This window comes from Maribacter dokdonensis DSW-8 (assembly GCF_001447995.1).
Lineage (GTDB): Bacteria > Bacteroidota > Bacteroidia > Flavobacteriales > Flavobacteriaceae > Maribacter > Maribacter dokdonensis.
This window is the reverse complement of the sequence record NZ_LDPE01000002.1, coordinates 871,974-889,883: the sequence shown is the minus strand read 5'-3', so window position 1 is coordinate 889,883 and position 17,910 is coordinate 871,974. Positions and strand designations below refer to the sequence as shown.

The 17,910-nt window shown below is 35.8% G+C and carries 15 protein-coding genes and 1 tRNA gene; 11 read left to right on the top strand and 5 right to left on the bottom strand.

The window, feature by feature from the left end; all coding sequences use genetic code 11:
- Positions 1 to 78 precede the first annotated feature (78 nt).
- A tRNA-Phe gene (locus tag I600_RS13430) sits at positions 79 to 151 on the top strand.
- A gap of 325 nt (positions 152 to 476) precedes the next feature.
- On the opposite strand, the gene I600_RS19590 is transcribed toward I600_RS13430, so the two are convergent.
- Positions 477 to 2,048 (bottom strand): glycoside hydrolase family 32 protein, encoded by a 1,572-nt coding sequence (locus tag I600_RS19590; protein ID WP_058105143.1) that lies wholly within the window; start codon positions 2,046 to 2,048, stop codon positions 477 to 479.
- A gap of 67 nt (positions 2,049 to 2,115) precedes the next feature.
- Here I600_RS19590 and I600_RS13420 point away from each other — a divergent pair, with 67 nt between their 5' ends.
- The 5 genes from I600_RS13420 (at position 2,116) to I600_RS13400 (ending at position 6,652) form a co-directional block, all read left to right on the top strand.
- Positions 2,116 to 2,622 (top strand): rhodanese-like domain-containing protein, encoded by a 507-nt coding sequence (locus I600_RS13420; RefSeq protein ID WP_082642970.1) that lies wholly within the window; start codon positions 2,116 to 2,118, stop codon positions 2,620 to 2,622.
- 72 nt (positions 2,623 to 2,694) lie between these two features.
- A complete protein-coding gene (locus tag I600_RS13415; RefSeq protein WP_082642969.1) occupies positions 2,695 to 3,372 on the top strand; it encodes a TIGR04282 family arsenosugar biosynthesis glycosyltransferase in 678 nt (225 codons plus the stop codon).
- The gene (locus I600_RS13410) at positions 3,369 to 4,184 is read left to right on the top strand and encodes a purine-nucleoside phosphorylase (protein WP_058105036.1); all 816 of its coding nucleotides are present in this window, start codon (positions 3,369 to 3,371) and stop codon (positions 4,182 to 4,184) included. Before I600_RS13415 ends, I600_RS13410 begins: the two co-directional genes overlap by 4 nt.
- A gap of 44 nt (positions 4,185 to 4,228) precedes the next feature.
- Positions 4,229 to 4,933, top strand: a complete 705-nt coding sequence (locus I600_RS13405; RefSeq protein WP_058105035.1) for a TIGR04283 family arsenosugar biosynthesis glycosyltransferase — start codon at positions 4,229 to 4,231, stop codon at positions 4,931 to 4,933.
- Between the two features lie 159 nt (positions 4,934 to 5,092).
- Entirely contained in the window at positions 5,093 to 6,652 is a 1,560-nt protein-coding gene (locus I600_RS13400; protein WP_058105034.1) for a Kelch repeat-containing protein, read from the top strand.
- A gap of 103 nt (positions 6,653 to 6,755) precedes the next feature.
- Here the strand turns inward: I600_RS13400 and I600_RS13395 are convergent, their stop codons facing one another.
- The 4 genes from I600_RS13395 to I600_RS13380 all read right to left on the bottom strand — a co-directional run bounded on the left by I600_RS13395 (position 6,756) and on the right by I600_RS13380 (position 10,912).
- Positions 6,756 to 7,757, bottom strand: coding sequence for an N-acetylmuramoyl-L-alanine amidase family protein (locus tag I600_RS13395; RefSeq protein WP_245188887.1), 1,002 nt, complete (start codon positions 7,755 to 7,757; stop codon positions 6,756 to 6,758).
- 99 nt (positions 7,758 to 7,856) lie between these two features.
- Positions 7,857 to 9,113, bottom strand: a complete 1,257-nt coding sequence (locus I600_RS13390) for a BamA/TamA family outer membrane protein (RefSeq protein WP_058105139.1) — start codon at positions 9,111 to 9,113, stop codon at positions 7,857 to 7,859.
- Positions 9,114 to 9,289: 176 nt separating this feature from the next.
- Entirely contained in the window at positions 9,290 to 10,165 is an 876-nt protein-coding gene (locus I600_RS13385) for a hypothetical protein (RefSeq protein WP_058105033.1), read from the bottom strand.
- Positions 10,166 to 10,195: 30 nt separating this feature from the next.
- On the bottom strand, positions 10,196 to 10,912 hold the full coding sequence (locus I600_RS13380) for a DUF547 domain-containing protein (RefSeq protein ID WP_058105032.1): 717 nt from the start codon (positions 10,910 to 10,912) through the stop codon (positions 10,196 to 10,198).
- Between the two features lie 278 nt (positions 10,913 to 11,190).
- Between I600_RS13380 and I600_RS13375 the strand changes: the two genes are divergently transcribed.
- From I600_RS13375 to I600_RS13355, 5 genes are all read left to right on the top strand, one after another.
- Positions 11,191 to 12,537, top strand: a complete 1,347-nt coding sequence (locus I600_RS13375; RefSeq protein ID WP_058105031.1) for an NAD(P)/FAD-dependent oxidoreductase — start codon at positions 11,191 to 11,193, stop codon at positions 12,535 to 12,537.
- Between the two features lie 30 nt (positions 12,538 to 12,567).
- Complete coding sequence (locus I600_RS13370) at positions 12,568 to 14,151, top strand: 4Fe-4S binding protein (protein WP_058105030.1); 1,584 nt, start codon at positions 12,568 to 12,570, stop codon at positions 14,149 to 14,151.
- A gap of 124 nt (positions 14,152 to 14,275) precedes the next feature.
- The gene (locus I600_RS13365) at positions 14,276 to 16,681 is read left to right on the top strand and encodes an alpha-L-rhamnosidase-related protein (RefSeq protein ID WP_082642968.1); all 2,406 of its coding nucleotides are present in this window, start codon (positions 14,276 to 14,278) and stop codon (positions 16,679 to 16,681) included.
- A gap of 48 nt (positions 16,682 to 16,729) precedes the next feature.
- Positions 16,730 to 17,221, top strand: coding sequence for a toxin-antitoxin system YwqK family antitoxin (locus I600_RS13360; protein ID WP_245188886.1), 492 nt, complete (start codon positions 16,730 to 16,732; stop codon positions 17,219 to 17,221).
- The gene (locus I600_RS13355; RefSeq protein WP_058105028.1) at positions 17,221 to 17,910 is read left to right on the top strand and encodes a glycosyltransferase family 2 protein; all 690 of its coding nucleotides are present in this window, start codon (positions 17,221 to 17,223) and stop codon (positions 17,908 to 17,910) included. Before I600_RS13360 ends, I600_RS13355 begins: the two co-directional genes overlap by 1 nt.

Sequence of the window (17,910 nt, the reverse complement as noted above, 5' to 3'; positions counted from 1 at the left end):
AAACATTTTTCTTTTTTTACGATTTAGTTTGGAAATCATAAAATTGAAATTATATTTGCACCCGCTTACAGCAAGCATGGTGCCTTAGCTCAGTTGGTAGAGCAATGGACTGAAAATCCATGTGTCCCTGGTTCGATTCCTGGAGGCACCACAATAAATCCTTACTTAACGGTAAGGATTTTTTTGTTTACATCCCTTTCTTTTCTACACCAAAAATATACAAGGATAGCCAACCTACATACCATTACAGCTGTATTTTTCACTTTATAAGTTGTAAGCAGACAAATTGTAGAGCTTCCAGTGAAAATTTGCAAATCAAATTAGTTGCGGTACTGTTAACATCGACTAAAGACTACTTTAGCCGATATTAACACAATATAGTGAAGCAAATTCCTACCAATAGATAGAAAGTAAATAAAGATTAAATTTCAGCGTAAATTAAATAGGCGCAATTCACACACTGATTTTACAACATGTTAATCCCAAACCCGTTCTACCTTATGTTCTGTAAAATCTTCAATTTTTAATTCATTTTCTGAATTGTTCACAATGGTCAAAGCCCTAAAAAACTCATTGGGGAAAATTTGATTGGTCATCACATACTGACCCTCATTGATGAATAGCTCTAACGAAGAATGGTCTAAAAGCATCATTATTTCTATAGGTCCGTCCGGTATATTCGGAATCTTCATTTGTTGAACACCAGGAGCAAATTTCTCACTAAAGTCTACCTTACCCGATTTTCTTCGGTCAAAAGTGACAACTTTTTTGTCCCTATCAACATCTATACTCACGCTATCGCCATTTTTATTTCTAAAGTACATTTGCGCATTGGGCACGGAAAGCGTAAACTGTATTTTACTCTGGTTTCCATATTTAAGAGGCAAAATTCTTTTTCTCGTAGGCAAGATTTCCAAAACACTTTCCGGATAAGCCATTGCTACGTGCCTCTCAAAACTTTTTAACGGATAGTTGTACAACAACACGTCATCATTTACTTTCCGCAAGGTCAATTCTCTAGGCACTGTCATTGCACTTCGCCATTTATCGGTAGGTGTATCTCTTGCATAGTCCCAATTGCTCATCCATCCAATGAAAACACGTTCATCATTAGGTGCATCGTTATAGGTTACTCCTGCATAATTATCCCTACCTAAATCTATCCACTTATGCTCCACTTGGTCCGAGGTAAATGTTTCTCCATCAAAATCTCCTATAAAATATTGCGTACCACTACCCCCATTTGGTGCACCCGGATTTATACTGATCAACAATACCCATTTTATCTCATTTGTACCTTCAATCTTCAACGGAAATAAATCTGGACATTCCCAAACACCTCCATGAGCACCTTGCTCTTTACCAAACTCACTAACTTTTTCCCACTCTTTTAAATTAGGAGAGTTCCATATTTGCAAATGATCACCTGCTACCAGTAGCATTGTCCAAGTTTCTGCCTTATCGTTCCAAAACACTTTAGGATCCCTAAAATCTTTAATACCGGTATTACCGATTACGGGGTTGCCTTCATACTTGGTCCAACTATCACCATTATCTAAGCTATAGGCAATGCCCTGAGTTTGAAAATCTTTATTACCTGCCTGCTCGCCCGCCATGTCATGATAGGTAAAAATAGCCACCATTGCCGTCTGATCTTCCGTTCCAAAACCAGAAGTGTTATTATGGTCCATAACGGCACTACCAGAAAATATCAATCCATGTTCATCTGGAAAAAGTGCAACTGGTTTATGCTTCCATTTCATCATATCTTTACTTACCGCATGACCCCAATGCATAGGTCCCCAAACGGTACTATCCGGGTAATATTGATAGAACAAATGATATTCCCCATCAGTATAAACAAGTCCGTTTGGATCGTTCATCCATTTTTCTTCTGGTGTAAAATGATATTGAGATCTATAGGGTTCTACATAATATCCCGTAGGCTCCAATTCTTCATTAACAATATCCTTTTTCACCTCTTGCTTACAACTTGCCATTGAAATAACAGATAATAGAATAAACAACTGTAAGCCTTTACTTTGCATAGTTTTAACCATAAATTCACTCTTATATTGGTACTTCTTAAAACCTTATTATAGTACCTTTGTAAGGATGAAAATACTAATTTTTAAATTAATATTCAGTTTTGTAGTTCTCTTACCTTTGTCCAATAAAAGCTTAGCACAAGACAAAATTACAAAGGCTTTGAACTCTTGGAACCAAGGCACTATACCCTATGTATATTTTGATAATCTACCGATTACCGATTCTATTGCATACTTAGATACAAGGGAAAAAGAAGAATTTGAGGTGAGTCACCTAAAAAATGCCATTTGGGTAGGATACAAAACATTTGACGAGCAAAAAGTTCTAGAATCTTTACCTGACAAAACACAACCTATTATAGTATACTGTTCTATTGGTGTTCGCTCAGAAGATATTGGAGAGAAATTAAAAGAATTAGGGTATACCAAAATTCTAAATCTTTATGGAGGAATTTTTGATTGGAAAAATAAAGGCGGACAAGTTTTTAACGACAAAGAAATACCTACCGATAGTGTTCATGCTTTTAGCAAGCATTGGGGCAAACTTTTACAAGAAGGAATTAAAGTGTACTAGTTAGGAGTTAGGAGTTAGGAGTTAGGAGTTAGGAGTTAGGAGTTAGGAGTTAGGAAAATTTAAAGAATCAGATTGGGAATATTACAAAACAATAAGACGGAAAAAGACGAGAAAATTATAGATTTCACTCTCGCAAACTCAAACAACCTTTTGCTGATCTTTACCAGAAACCCAGAACTTGGTAAAGGCAAAAGGCGTTTAGCAGCAACTGTAGGTGACCAAGCAGCATTTGATATTTACAAATTCTTATTAGCGCATACGGTAGCCATTACCAAAAACCTTTATGCCGAAAAACAGGTGTATTACTCTGAAGAAATTTGGAATAACGATATTTGGGACAATTCTAAGTTTGATAAAAAAATACAAATAGGCGATGACCTTGGCATTCGCATGGCAAATGCCTTTCAAGAAGGTTTTCAAAACGAATATCAAAAAATCATTATCATTGGCAGTGATATGCTAGACCTTTCTCAAGATGATTTAGAAGATGCATTTAAGGCTTTAGAGAAAAACGATTTTGTAGTAGGTCCCGCAGAAGATGGAGGATATTATTTATTGGGCATGAAAAAATTTATGCCCGAACTTTTTAAAAATAAATCATGGGGAACGGAAACCGTTTTAAAGGACACCTTAGCGGACCTGAAAAATGAAACAACCGCCCTTTTAGAAACAAAAAACGACGTTGATTATTATGAGGATATAAAGGATATTGAAGCCTTTGCCCCTTTTTTAAAACATATGACAAAATGATGAAAGAAGAACTTTTAGAGTCTGTAGCTTACCTTAAGAACAAAGGTTTTGACAACCCAGAAATTGGTATTGTACTGGGCACAGGACTAGGAAAATTAGTAGATAGTATTGAAGATCCCATAGATGCCCATTATAACCACATTCCATTTTTCCCATTGGCCACCGTGGAATTTCATACAGGAAAATTAGTCTATGGAACCATATCCGGAAAGAAAGTTGTGGTCATGCAAGGTCGTTTTCACCTTTATGAGGGGTATGACTTTCTAGACATTACCTACCCTATTCGCGTAATGCATATGTTAGGTATTTCAAAACTGTTCATCTCTAACGCCGCTGGTGCGGTAAATTTAGATTTTAAGAAAGGAGATATGATGTTGATAGAAGATCATATTAACCTTCAAGGAGGCTCTCCATTGGCATTTAAAGGTGTAAGTGAATTTGGCGAACGTTTTGCAGATATGTCCGAACCTTACGATGTGGATATGCGCAACAAACTTACCGCCATTGCAAAAGAGCATGACATTTCATTGAAAAGCGGTGTGTATGCATCTGTTGTAGGACCTCAATTGGAAACTAGGGCAGAATACAGAATGATCAAATTGATAGGAGCAGATGCAGTAGGTATGAGTACCGTACCAGAGGTCATAGTTGCCAATCACTTATCATTACCCATAGTGGCCGTTTCTGTTTTGACCGATGAGTGCGACCCAGATAACCTAAAACCTGTTGATATAGGTGAAATTATCTCCATTGCCGAAAAAACAGAACCAAAAATGGTGAAATTATTCAAGGAATTGATCAAGCAATTGTAAGGTACTCCAGTATTTGACTACCATAAGTTAGCAAGTATTGATTTATGAGTACCCCACAGCCAACCATTAGCATTATTATACCGGTATTAAATGGAGAAAAGTACATTAAAGATGTGCTTTTCTCCATTTCTGCCAATGCACGAACCAAGTGCATTAAAGAAATATTAGTAATTGATGGCGGTAGCACGGACCAAACAATTACCAATGCTGAAGCATACGGAGCCACAGTATTAAAAAGCAAAAAAGGGCGTGCTGCACAAATGAACTTTGGTGCTACAAACGCCAACGGTGAAATTCTCTATTTTTTACATGTTGATACTTTACCCCCAGAGAGTTTTGACAAAGAGATCATTCAAGAATTCAAAAAAGGATTTGAAGTAGGATGCTTTCAAATGCGCTTTAACAGCAACAGTAGGTTTTTAAAATTCTTTTCTTGGTGCACCCGTATAAACCACCACATTTGTAGAGGTGGTGATCAATCACTTTTCATTACCCGTAAACTTTTTCACCTTCTGGATGGTTTTAATGAAAGCTATATTGTGTATGAAGACAATGAATTTATTCAGAGAGTCTATAAACTAAAACCATTTAAGGTAATTTCTTCTGCTGTAACCACTTCTGCCAGAAGGTACGAAGAACGTGGCATGATTAGACTACAGTATCATTTTGGCATAATCCACTTAAAACATCGTTTAGGTGCAAATCCAAAAGACCTATACCAATATTACCTAAAACATATAGCCGCTTAAATTATTGGCGCCTTTTTATTTCTTCACATTTTAAAAAAATTTACGACACCTATTAGTTACTATAAGTAGGTCTAAGTTTTAAAATTACCCAATAACGGGTATTGTTCTCCGGTATCTACCATTTTACATTTATAAATGTTAATTTAAAACTATACCAAAATGAAAACCAACGTATTAAAGCACTTTTTCTTTACTGTATTAACTCTTTTTATTATCAGTTGTGATAAAGACGAAACCGAGGTAACCGAAAATGAACAACAAGAACAAGAACAGATTGAAGAGCCAGAAGAGGAAGTTACAGACCCCACAGTTGTTTTAGCCGAAGAAAGGGAAACTGTCATAAACTCCCTTACAAATGGAAATCAACAAACATGGAAAATTACTGAAGCTATTTTGACCAATAATTCAGGGACTTTTAATATTTCAAATAATTTTAATGTTATTGACGACGAGCTTATTTTTATCAATGAAGTATTTGCAGGTTCTAAAACAGACTTTAACGGTACATTAGAATGGAGACCAGGAAATTTCATTGAAACCGAGGCTACAACAATAGAGGAAACCTTGGTAGATTATTATGAATCTCCTTTTAAAACATCCTTTGATTTTGTTAGTGAAAGTAGCGCTAACTTGGAAAGCCCTGGTTTTACATTTACCTATGTAGACGAAAATACAATTACAGGAACCGTTTTAGGCGAAGGTTCATCAACTATTGATATTATACTTAGCCCAAAAACAGTGGAGGACTATGTACAAGTACCTACCAAAACATTATCTTTTTCACCTGCTTTCACCTATCCATCAAATGCAGTTAGCGGGATGTCCCCAGGAATGACAGGATCAAATAGCAGCAATAGTATCTATATTGTAACCAGGGAAGATGGCATGAGAGGTTCAGATTCCATGAATCCAGAACGTGTCTCAAAATTCGATCTTGAAAACGGCAACCTCACTGATCAATTATTTTTTCAAGGAGATTTTGTTTCAAAACAACTTCATATTATAGACAATAAACTAAAAGTAGTTGGCGGGCAATATATAAATACATATGATTTAGGCTTACAGACAAATCCTACCAGTGCTTCTTATGAAGGTCAGATTGCATTATCTAGACATGGGTCTGCCGTAATAAACGACGAAATTTTTATCGTAGGCGGATCTCTTGGCGACACACAAAATGTTGGTAATGAAATTTATAAATGGGATGATCTTAATTCATCACTTTCTCTTGAAACTACCATGCCAGAAATTAGAAGTGGCGCCCGCGCAGAAACCGTCCAAAACAAACTATATGTTTTTGGCGGTACAGAAGAGTTCGTTGGTCAAAATGCAAAAAATACTATTTATATCTATGATTTTGAAACAGGGGATTTGAGCACTGAAACCATGCCATCATCTGTCCATTTTACCTTCACCGGTAAACATGAAAACTTAATAATTGTGGGAGGACAAATTAAAACATTTACAGATGATGCCGATGCAGATGGTAACCCTGACGGATTTTTAACTCAGGTTGACAATGATCCTTATTTAGGGGTGTACAATACATTAAACAATGAATTCACTGAATTGAGCACTAACCTAACAAGTTCTGAAAATGAAACCATTCATTCTATGACCGTAATCAATGGAAAAATATATATTCTATACGGTCAACAAGAAGAAGTGGCAGAAGGAGAATTTCAAAATTGGGATGTTTTAGTAGCAGATTTAAACTAGGTATCTACTAATTTAATTGCAATCTTATATATTAACCTTTACGGACATAACAACCGTAAAGGTTTTTTTTAAAGCAGAACAATTTAGACAGTTAGTAGTAGTTCTATTCCCCTTCATAATCCAGCAACACCCCTTCACTGATCCATTTTGCCAATGCCTGCCTATTATCTGGATCTACGATCCTTACTTGATCTTTTGCATTTCTAATATTTCCAATTTCGATAAAGGTCATAGCAGGGTGAGTCTTTTTTACCAAATAAAGAGAGGTTCTATCCTCAAAAGTACCAGAGTAGCTTCGGTTTGGTTGGTATTTCTTATACTTGGCTTCAAAGGTCTTATGAATACTTTGCGCCAACCTTTTACCATTTTTACTATGCTCATGGTGATAAAAAAACACATCTATGTTCTGCCCCTCACTTCTACTATCTACATGCGTAACTATCAATCTTTGATAGTTGCCTTTATTAGATTTATATAAATCATTTACAATTTCTACACGCTGCTTTAATCTCGCAACTTGATTTAAAGGTATTGTTTTGTCTAAATAAGCCACCTCATCATGATCGATCTCTAAAATAAAATCATCTCTAATACCGTCATTGGGATCTTGTATAATAATATAGACTTTTGCACCATGGGAAAGCAATTCTTTTGCCAAACGCAAGGTTATGTCATATGCGTATTCATCTTCTGCAATGGCCTTACCGGCATATATGCCCATTGCCCCGGGATCAGGACCGCCATGACCGCTCACTAAATAATATATAGTACCTTTTAATCGCTCACTTTTCTCAATGACATTTTTATGTTTCTCACCAAATATATCGTAAGAAACACTTTCCAATTCCTTAATTTCCTTAGATTGTATCTGCAGGGAATCTACAATTGCCACAGTATCTAATTTTACAGCTGGCATAATGTATGTTCTACCCGCAATAAGATGTACACTATCGCGTAAATTATCATTGTTCAACAACACAAATTCATCGAACACTTCATAGGGATCAACACCTTGCTTTCTTAACAGTGACAATATACCGTCACCAGGTTCTGCAACAATAGTTTTTAATGAATCTTGCCCAAAGCAAAAAACACTTAATAACATACATACTACTATGGTAAAATTATTGTAATTCATCTTGGTACCAAAAGCAAGGTCTATGCCATAATTTGCGGAAGACCTCTCATAAAGACACAAAGATTGCTAAAAATATTGACCAATACCAAAGACAATACCATTGTCTCCGTCTTTTGTGATTCCGTAGCCGTAATCTATTCTAAATATTGCATTGAAAATGCGCTTGTGCATAAACCTGAGCCCTACACCTGGGTAAATTCTAAGGTTTTCACTTTTCCATAAGTCATCAAACCCACCAGCCGGGTTTCTCCATGTTCCACCATCAATAAAGAAATTTCCTTGTAGCACAAATTTATTTTTTTCGATGATGGTTTGCCTGTATTCCGTATTCAGCACAATCATAGCGGTACCCCTATCTATAGTGTTGCCTACACCTCTTATATTTAAGTTATTATCTACGGTAAAAGGAGCGAACGGACTGTCCACGTTACTTGCCAAACCTAAACGCAATCTATTGGCCCAATTTCCCCGTTCTCCAATTCTTTTAAAAAAGGTGAAATCGTTAAAACCAATTAAAAATTCAGGTAAATTATCATCGGTACTACCTACGTACTGAAAATTTAGTTGACTTCTAAATCCGTCTAAATAATGATAGTAATAGTCCAACCCGTTATAATCATAAATAAATTTGAACAAATGCTTATCAACATTTAAGTTCAATGGAACATCTGCACTGGTAGCACCGTCAACATACGCATAATCTTCAGTAAAAAAACTGAAACCAAATTCCATTCTGTTGAATAAATTGAACTCATACAACGCCAACAGCTCAAATCCTGTATTACTATACCTATAATCTGCGGTATCGTTTTCAAAAAACACCGGCTCTAGTGTTGTAAAATTATTATAGTTTAATGCTAGACCTAGCTTACTGGTAACCAAGTAAGGTGCCCTTACACTTACCCCAAAAGAACTATAATTATCATACTGATAAAACGCTCCTAAAGTAATATTTTGACCAAAGGAATTAAATTCTTGCAGCCCTACCCTAAATGCGAAATTATCATTGGAAGAACTAAACAGATTGGCAAATGGTATTAAAGTAAAATTTTCCTCTACAACATACTGCACAATACATTGGTCACTAGGCAATAAATTCACCTTATAATATGCGTGAGATATTGAGGGCAGTTTTTTTAAACGGAGAATATCTTGATCCATTACTACAGAATCTAACCCCATACCTTTCTTTAAGGCAACCAGCTTTTCAATAAAAGAAATCTTAGTCCGCTTTGTACCTGAAATCTGCAGTTGACTTACCACATTGGTTTGCCCATACGCAGATGAGCATACTAAAAACAATACTACAACAACCAACAGCATACCTTTACATTTTGAGGTATTTAAGTCATTAACCATAAGGACATTTCATCTTGACTCTCAATATAGAACAAATTAAGTACGGAATCAATTTTAGTTAAAAACAACATGATTTAAACCAAAAAAGAGTCTAATTGCCCTACAACAATAGACTCTTTTAAGAAACACTCAAATAAAAATTAAAAAATACCTCTTAACCCTAGATTAAATGTTTGTCCTAAACCGGTATTACTACCGCGTACAAAATTAGTATACAGCAATTCTAGGTTCAAGGCACTTGTTAACTGATACTTTGCACCACCACCAATGGCAGTGAAATCTTGTGCAAAATTGTTACCTAAATCCAATCGTTGAGAATGTTGCGCCAAAGCTAAAACTGTGAATTTACTAGAAGGAAAATAGCTCAAGAACAAACCTGGGGTCAGGTTTAAACTATTATTGGCAAAGCTTTCTTCTTTATCACCAAAACTCAACTCTGAGTTTATTTCACTAAAAAGTTGCCATTTGTCTCCCGGAAAAGTATAGTCATAGAAAAATCTATTCTGCCATATGTAACCTTTTTGATCTAGGAAAACCCCGTTTTCAGTTTCATTATCTACCAACGGAATAAAGAAAGAACTCTGTATGGAAAAATTACTTACCGATGCTATTGGCACAAACTTTACAGATGGTGCAATGGAGGTAAGTCCAGATCTAGCCGTGTTATTTTCGCCATCAAATTTAAAAACATCAGTAGCACTTCTATCACCGATCACGTTAGATCTAAATTCTAAAATAGCACCTATATTCCATCGTTTATTGGTTCCTACACCTGTATATCCTTCTAACGTAGAGGTAAAAAAGGTTTGTCTAGGTTCAGTACCGTCTGTAAAAGTACTTTTGGTCTGTGTGTATAAATTGTTGAACCATTTTACATCATACTGACCCTTACCTACCAATTTTGAAGGTGTATACTGTTGAATATTACTTTTCTGCTGCAAACTATCTTGGGCAAAGCCCGATATTATTGAGCAAAAGAAAACTATTGAAAATATCGTTTTTGTTGAAACTCTCATCTTTGGTTTTTTTTAAAAATTCTAAATTGATTATTTGGTTTCGTTCAAAGACCAGTCATAAGGATAGTAAGATACCTTTGCCTTTTCTGGTAATTGTTCTTTTCTGTAGGTATTAATAAAATCTACGGTGCTTCCTTTTTGTTCAAAATCTCCCTTATACCACTCGAATAATTGTGAAATTTGTACCTTATTCTTATTCACTTTTATAAAATTGGGGTTGTTCAATGCCAAAACCGTTTGTTTTTGTAATTGACTGTTCAATGTAGCCGGTTTATATGCCGTATTTATAATAGGAGGGCAACCCAAACCTGCACATACCAATACAAAATGAAATCTTGCTTCAGAAGGAAATTCCGCTCTCAGCAAATTATTCTCTATACCGTTCAAGGTTATGGATTTACCGCCAACCTCATGTTTAGTTTTATCAAAAAATCCAGGAACATCCAATGGTGATTTTAATGGGTAATTGTTTACAATACCGTCTATGACCAATAAATTATAAGCATTGATCCAAAAGGCTTGGTATTGTATAGCATCAGATTTAGAAACCGAAATACCCTTTGCTATTTCCAAAACCTCATTTAAACTTTTTGTGTCATTTTTAATTGCGGCATACTTCACTTTGCCGTTCACTACATTGGCTTTAAAAAAGCTATCGCTTTTGCTAAAAAAAGTAGTTAAATCTTGTGCCGTTATACTGCTTACAGCAAAAAGGATGAACAAAAAAGGTATAATAGTTTTTTTCATGGTAATCTTAATTTAAAATTGCTTTTGAGATTGTTTAAGTCGGTCATTTTTTAAAAACCATACAAACAAAAAAATATTTTTCAACGATTTTTTCAATACTTACGTCTCAATTAATCACTGATTTTCTGGATGTTACAAAGACGTTTTAATTTCATTAAAACGCAAACTACGATTAAAAGTATCACAGAGTTATAACAAGTTTATAATCTTTCTAAATTAAAATGTAGCTGTTAAGTTATTACCTTTAATACCGACACAACCACCAACAAAATCATTTTATGGATCATATTGTAATTATAGGTAATGGCATTTCTGGGGTCACTTTAGCTAGACATATTCGTAAACTATCGGACAAAAGAATTACTATTATTTCTGCAGAAAGCGATTATTTCTTTTCGCGAACAGCCCTAATGTATGTTTACATGGGCCACATGAAATTTGAACATACCCAACCTTATGAGAACTGGTTCTGGAAAAAGAACAGAATTGATCTTATGAACGGTTTTGTTGAAAAAGTAGACACCGATTCTAAAAAATTACTTTTAAAAGGAGGTTCTACCGTTTCTTATGACAAATTGGTAATTGCAAGCGGCTCAAAACCTAACAAGTTTGGCTGGCCCGGTCAAGATTTAAAAGGTGTACAAGGACTGTATTCCAAACAAGATCTTGAAATGCTAGAAAAAAATGCCCCTAACAACAAGGTGTGTAATAGAGCGGTAATTGTTGGTGGCGGACTTATAGGTATAGAAATGGCAGAAATGTTGCGTTCTAGAGAAATACCGGTCACTTTTTTAGTTCGTGAAAAAAGTTTTTGGAACGGTGTGCTACCCGCAGGAGAATCCGCAATGATCAACGAACACATAATAGAGCACCATATAGATTTACAGTTAGACACTAATCTTGAAAAAATTATTGCCGATGATAACGGTCATGCCAAAGCTGTTGTTACAGATAAAGGTGAAACCATTGAATGTAACGTTGTTGGCCTAACTGCTGGTGTTGCCCCTAATATAGATTTTCTAAAAGATTCTGGCATAGAAATAGGCAGAGGTGTTAAAGTAAATAGATTTTTAGAAACCAACATAAAAGACGTGTACGCCATTGGCGATTGTGCAGAGCAACATGAAGGCATAGGTAGCAGAAGACCTATAGAGGCCGTATGGTATACTGGTAGAATGATGGGCGAAACCCTAGCACAGACTATTTGTGGAAACCCAAGAAAGTATAATCCCGGTCACTGGTTCAACTCTGCTAAATTTTTAGATGTGGAGTACCAAACTTACGGATGGGTGTTTAGTGAACGAGGCAAAAAAGAAACTGAACAGCATTTTCATTGGAGACACCCCGAAGAAAAAATATGTATTACCGTAGCGTTCGACAAAGACACTAATCAATTTTTAGGTATCAACACTTTTGGCATACGCATGAGACATGAGATCTTTGACCAATGGTTAACGGAGAACAAAGATATTGATCATGTAATGACTTACTTAAAAGATGCCAACTTTGATCCGGAATTCTACAAACTACATGAGGACGCAATTGTTGCCAAATACAATAGCGATTACAACAAGAACATTAATCCGAAGAAAAAAAGTTGGAAACGAATTTTCAGCATCGCCTAACTCAATTATTAAAATAAAAACACACCTACCATGGGTAATTTAAATAGAAGTATGTCACTTGCGGGAGAACCGCCAAAAGCTTTGAACACTGGCCAAAAATTGGCAGTAATAACAGGTATGACCGGTATGGGCATTCTTATTTTACAATTGTTCAATTTAAATTTAGGCAATAGTGCACTATGGCTTTCAATAGCTATTCTTGCCATTTTTGCCGGAATTATTTGGTTTTCACAAGCTGCATATGCACATAAACATAAAGGGATAAAAAATGATGGGGTTTGGTTTAAATCAATGTCCAGCAGAGGTGTACTAGCCTGGATGGCAGGTATCGCCTTAACAGGATTCTACATTGTTCTTTACTTTTATCCGCAATATTTAGGACTAGTAAAAGATGGTGACAACACTGGTTTAATTGCATTATTTGACCCGTTGAGCAAAGCTTTAAGTGGCAACCCAGCCAGCCAATGGTTTGTTTATGGTACGCTATATACCGTAGCTATTTTGGCTTTTGGAGCTAAATTTATTTGGAAATACCGTCACAATAAATACGAACAGTTAAGAACGGTAAGTGTTATGTTCTTTCAAACGGCATTTGCATTCTTTATCCCAGAAATTATGGCAAGGTTAAACGGTGATTTACCCTATTATGACCTTAAGAATATGTGGCCCTTAAATTATTATAATTTTGAGCGTTACCGTATTAACGGTTTCATAGATTCTGGCAGTGTAGGTATGACTATGTTATTCTTTGGGATCATATCCATATTTGTTATATCTCCTTTCTTAACCTATAAATATGGTAAACGTTGGTACTGCTCTTGGGTTTGTGGTTGTGGTGGCCTGGCCGAAACTGCTGGAGATTCTTTTCGTCAATTAAGTGATAAATCTAAATTCGCCTGGAAAGTTGAGCGCTGGGTAGTACACAGTGTAGTAGTATTCGTAACCTTAATGACTACTGCGGTAATCTACTCTTATTTAGGTAACGACACCAGTAAATACTGGCTAACAAAAACCATGTTTATTTCTGGCGTTGCCATTATTTTAACCGCTGTATTTGCGTGGGTAATGATTTACAAAAGAGACGAACTTGAGAAAGATGCCAAATATGGCGCTATTGGATATTTTACCATAATAGCGGTATTAATAGGCATGCACTTTTTTAGTGGCTCTGGAAACATATTCATTTTTAAAGCAGAAACCCTACGTTCTACCTATAGCTTTTTGATCGGTAGTATTTTCTCCGGGGTAATAGGAACAGGTTTCTACCCCATTTTAGGAAACCGTGTATGGTGTAGATTTGGATGCCCAATGGCCGCAATATTAGGATTTCAGCAACGTATGTTCTCTAAATTTAGAATTACTACCAATGGTGGTCAATGTATCTCTTGCGGTAACTGTTCTACCTACTGTGAAATGGGTATAGATGTACGTGCTTACGCTCAAAAAGGCGCAAACATTGTACGATCTAGTTGTGTTGGCTGTGGTATCTGTTCCGCTGTTTGCCCTAGAGGTGTATTAAAATTAGAGAACGGACCAGAAAAAGGACGTATAGACTCTAAAGAAGTTTTGTTGGGCAATGATGTTGATTTAATGGATCTTGTAAACAAAAACTAGTGGTATTCAGTAGGGTCATTTAGAAAGTGCCCAAAGTTATCATCTAGGAAAAAGAACATGAAAGATTGGTTTTAGCTAATCTTTCATGACCTTTACAACGTAATAACCACCATAGAAATTAAAAATGAATCGCTTTCTTTTTATCATAATTCTCCTCTCTTTGCATTTGCAGGGGCAAAAAGAAATTAATTATCCTGAGGTAATTTATGGTAAGGAAAATATAAGCGCCAGCTGGGTTAGCCACCCAGATATTAAAGGAGGAGAGGACACTGCAGTGTTATTTAGAAACACTTTCAATATCACCGATTCTAAAGAAGATTTCATCATTAATATTTCTGCAGACAATCATTACTTTCTATATGTAAATGGGCATTTTATTACCCACGGTCCTCAATTAAGCGACATTCAGCACTATAAATTTGAAACCTTAAACTTAAAAGACTATCTAAACAAGGGCAAAAACGTTATCGCCGTTAAGGTCATCAATTTTGGAAAAAGGAGATTCTTAGGCATGCAGTCCATATTTACTAGTGTTATGGTAAATGGCGTTACCAACAATGCAAAGATTATCAATACCACTGGAAACAATGATAATTGGCTAAGCACTATAGACCAATCGTATAAAGCCAATGAAGTGGTTTGGAGAGGTAATGGAGAAAAGGCGATCGTTGGCGGATTCTATGCAAACAACCCAACCGATATTGTTGATATGAACCACTACCCAACAAATTGGGAAACGTTGGATTATGATGATTCCAGGTGGAAAAAGGTTGATTTTTTTGAGAATGCAAGTAGCATGGGCGGTTCCATTGCCTATTTGTTAGAACCTCGTAATTTGCCTTTGCTTTCGTGGGATGAAGAACGTGTAGGTAGTATTGTAAGGTCAAGTAACCCTATTGACACCGCTTTCCCAAAATCAGGTGAACTTATAGTTGCTCCAAACAAGAATATTACTTTTTTAATCGATCGACAATATGTTACCAACGGTTTTCCTGAACTGATTTTTAGCAAAGGAAAATCAGCCAAAATCACTATTAAATATGCCGAGAATCTTTTTGGTGAAAACAATGAAAAAGGCGATCGAAACAATATTGAAAACAAACAGCTTTTAGGGTATTACGATGAAGTTATTTCTAACGGTAATGTGGCTCAAAAATTTATTCCTAATTGGATGCGCACTTTTCGTTTTATAGCATTTGAAATAGCTACCAAAGACCAAGAACTTATTTTAGAAAAGTTTGTAAATCATAGATCACGAACAACCATACCATCCATCGCAAAGTTTACATCTGACAATACCTTGTACAATGATATTTTTGATATCTGCAAACGCACTATAGATATCTGCACACAAGATTATTTTTTGAGCGATGCCTATTATGAGACCATGCAATATGTTGGCGATACCAAAATACAGGCTTTAATTTGGCAGGCATTGAGCGGTAATACGGCACATACCAAAAATGCCATTCGCCAATTTGATCATTCCAGGGATTCTGATGGCAATATAATGGGCGCCTATCCTCTGCGCTCCACATTTATATACCCTACCTATTCTTTGGTGTGGGTAGATATGATTGCCGATTATTATAAAACCTCTGGTGACAAAGCATTTATACATACTTACAAAGACGGCATCACCAATACTTTAGCTGGTTTTGAAAAGAACATGAATGAGCTTAATTTGGTAAACAAAACACCCTATCGCTATTTCGTTGATTGGTATACAGGACCCAATAATGGCAGTGGTACGGCAACAAAAAATGATGGTCTTAATTCTGCCGTTGTAAGCCTACATTATGTTCATGCACTACAGAACGCCGCACTACTTTTTAAAGAAATAGGAGATGATCATACCTATAACAGCTATAAAAATAGAGCGCAAGAAATTATAGCATCGGTCAACAAACATTGTTACGATGCCAAAAGAAAGCTCTTTGCTGAAAGACCTGACAAGACCATTTATGATCAACATACCAATATCATGGCCATATTGACCAATGCCATACCATTGTCAGAGCAAAAGGATTTATTGTCGAAAATTTTAACCGAAAAAGATTTATTACAGGCTACCTATTACTATCGCTTTTATCTTTTTGAAGCGATAAAAAAAGTAGGTGCACCAGAGCTATTCGACCTTGCACAAAAACCTTGGGAGCAAATGATCAACGATCATATGACCACTACCCTAGAACGTTTTGAAAGTACAGAAAAACCAACACGTTCAGAGGTTCATCCGTGGAGTGCATCACCAGCCTATTTTTATTTTAATTATTTGGCGGGCATCCGGTCCGTAAAAAATGATTTTGAAGAAGTTGAGATCGTTCCTGCTTTTGGTGAGCTAAATGAAATTAAAGGTTTACTCCCCACATCAAAAGGGAATATTGAATTTGAACTAGAAAAAAATAAAGAAACGTTATCCGCTGTAATAACCATTCCAAGCAATATGATCGGAAATCTGGTTTGGGGCGGCAAAAATATTGCACTAAACAAGGGAAAAAACCACTACACCATACAAAGGGACAAATAGCAAGTAAAATTGCATACCGTATGAAACCAGTGAATTAAATGAAATAATATGAAGCTATTAAAACCCACATACGCCGTATTGATCTGTTTAGGATTGTTAGCTTTTATAAAGCCCGAAGACAAACATTATAAGCGTAACTTTTATGATGACGGCACCATAGAAAGTGAAGGATGGATGCGGTATAATACAAGAACAGATTACTGGACTTTTTACCACCCTAACGGAAACAAATCTCAACAAGGATTTTATTCTTACGGTAAAAAAGACAAATATTGGTTTTTCTTTGATGAACACAGAGTTAGAACTAAAGAAGGACGGTTTAAAGATAATAGTGAAATTGGTTGGTGGCTCTTTTACGACCCACAAGGGCGTATTAACCATAAATGTCAATTAACAAAGGGAATAAAGGACGGATATTGTTTAAAATATAAAGATGCAAAACTCATATCTGCCGAAAAATATAGTAAAGGAGAAAAAATTAAAGAATGGACATCTTTTAGGGCCTTTACACATGAAAATAGTTTATCTGATTTAAAATAATGACAGACATAAAGGTAATTATACCCGCTTTTAACGAAGCAGATTCTATAGCACATGTCATCAACGAACTGCCCAAAACGGTATCTGAAATAATCGTTGTAAACAATAACTCTACAGATGACACAGTAAAAAATGCAAAAGCCGCGGGTGCAACGGTACTCACAGAAAACAAAAAAGGCTATGGCTATGCATGCTTGCACGGGTTAGATTATGTGGCAAAAAAATCTAAACAACCAGATATTATCGTATTTATTGATGGAGACTATTCTGATTATCCGGAAGAGCTAGATAAGGTAGTTGCCCCAATTTTGGAAAATGACATTGATTTTGTAGTAGGTGCCAGAGAAAAAAGTTTAAGAGAAGAGGGTTCCATGACCCCACAACAGGTTTTTGGCAACTGGTTGGCCACATTTTTAATGCGTTTGTTTTTTGGCGCAAAATTTACGGATTTAGGTCCATTTAGGGCAATTAAATACGAAAAGCTCAAAGAATTGAACATGGAAGACAAAACTTATGGGTGGACAGTTGAAATGCAACTAAAAGTTCTTAAGAAAAAAATGACATATACCGAAGTACCAGTACGTTACAAACGAAGAATTGGTATCTCAAAAGTATCAGGAACCGTAAAAGGTAGTATATTTGCTGGCATAAAAATTTTGGGGTGGATCTTCAAATACAGTATTAAATAA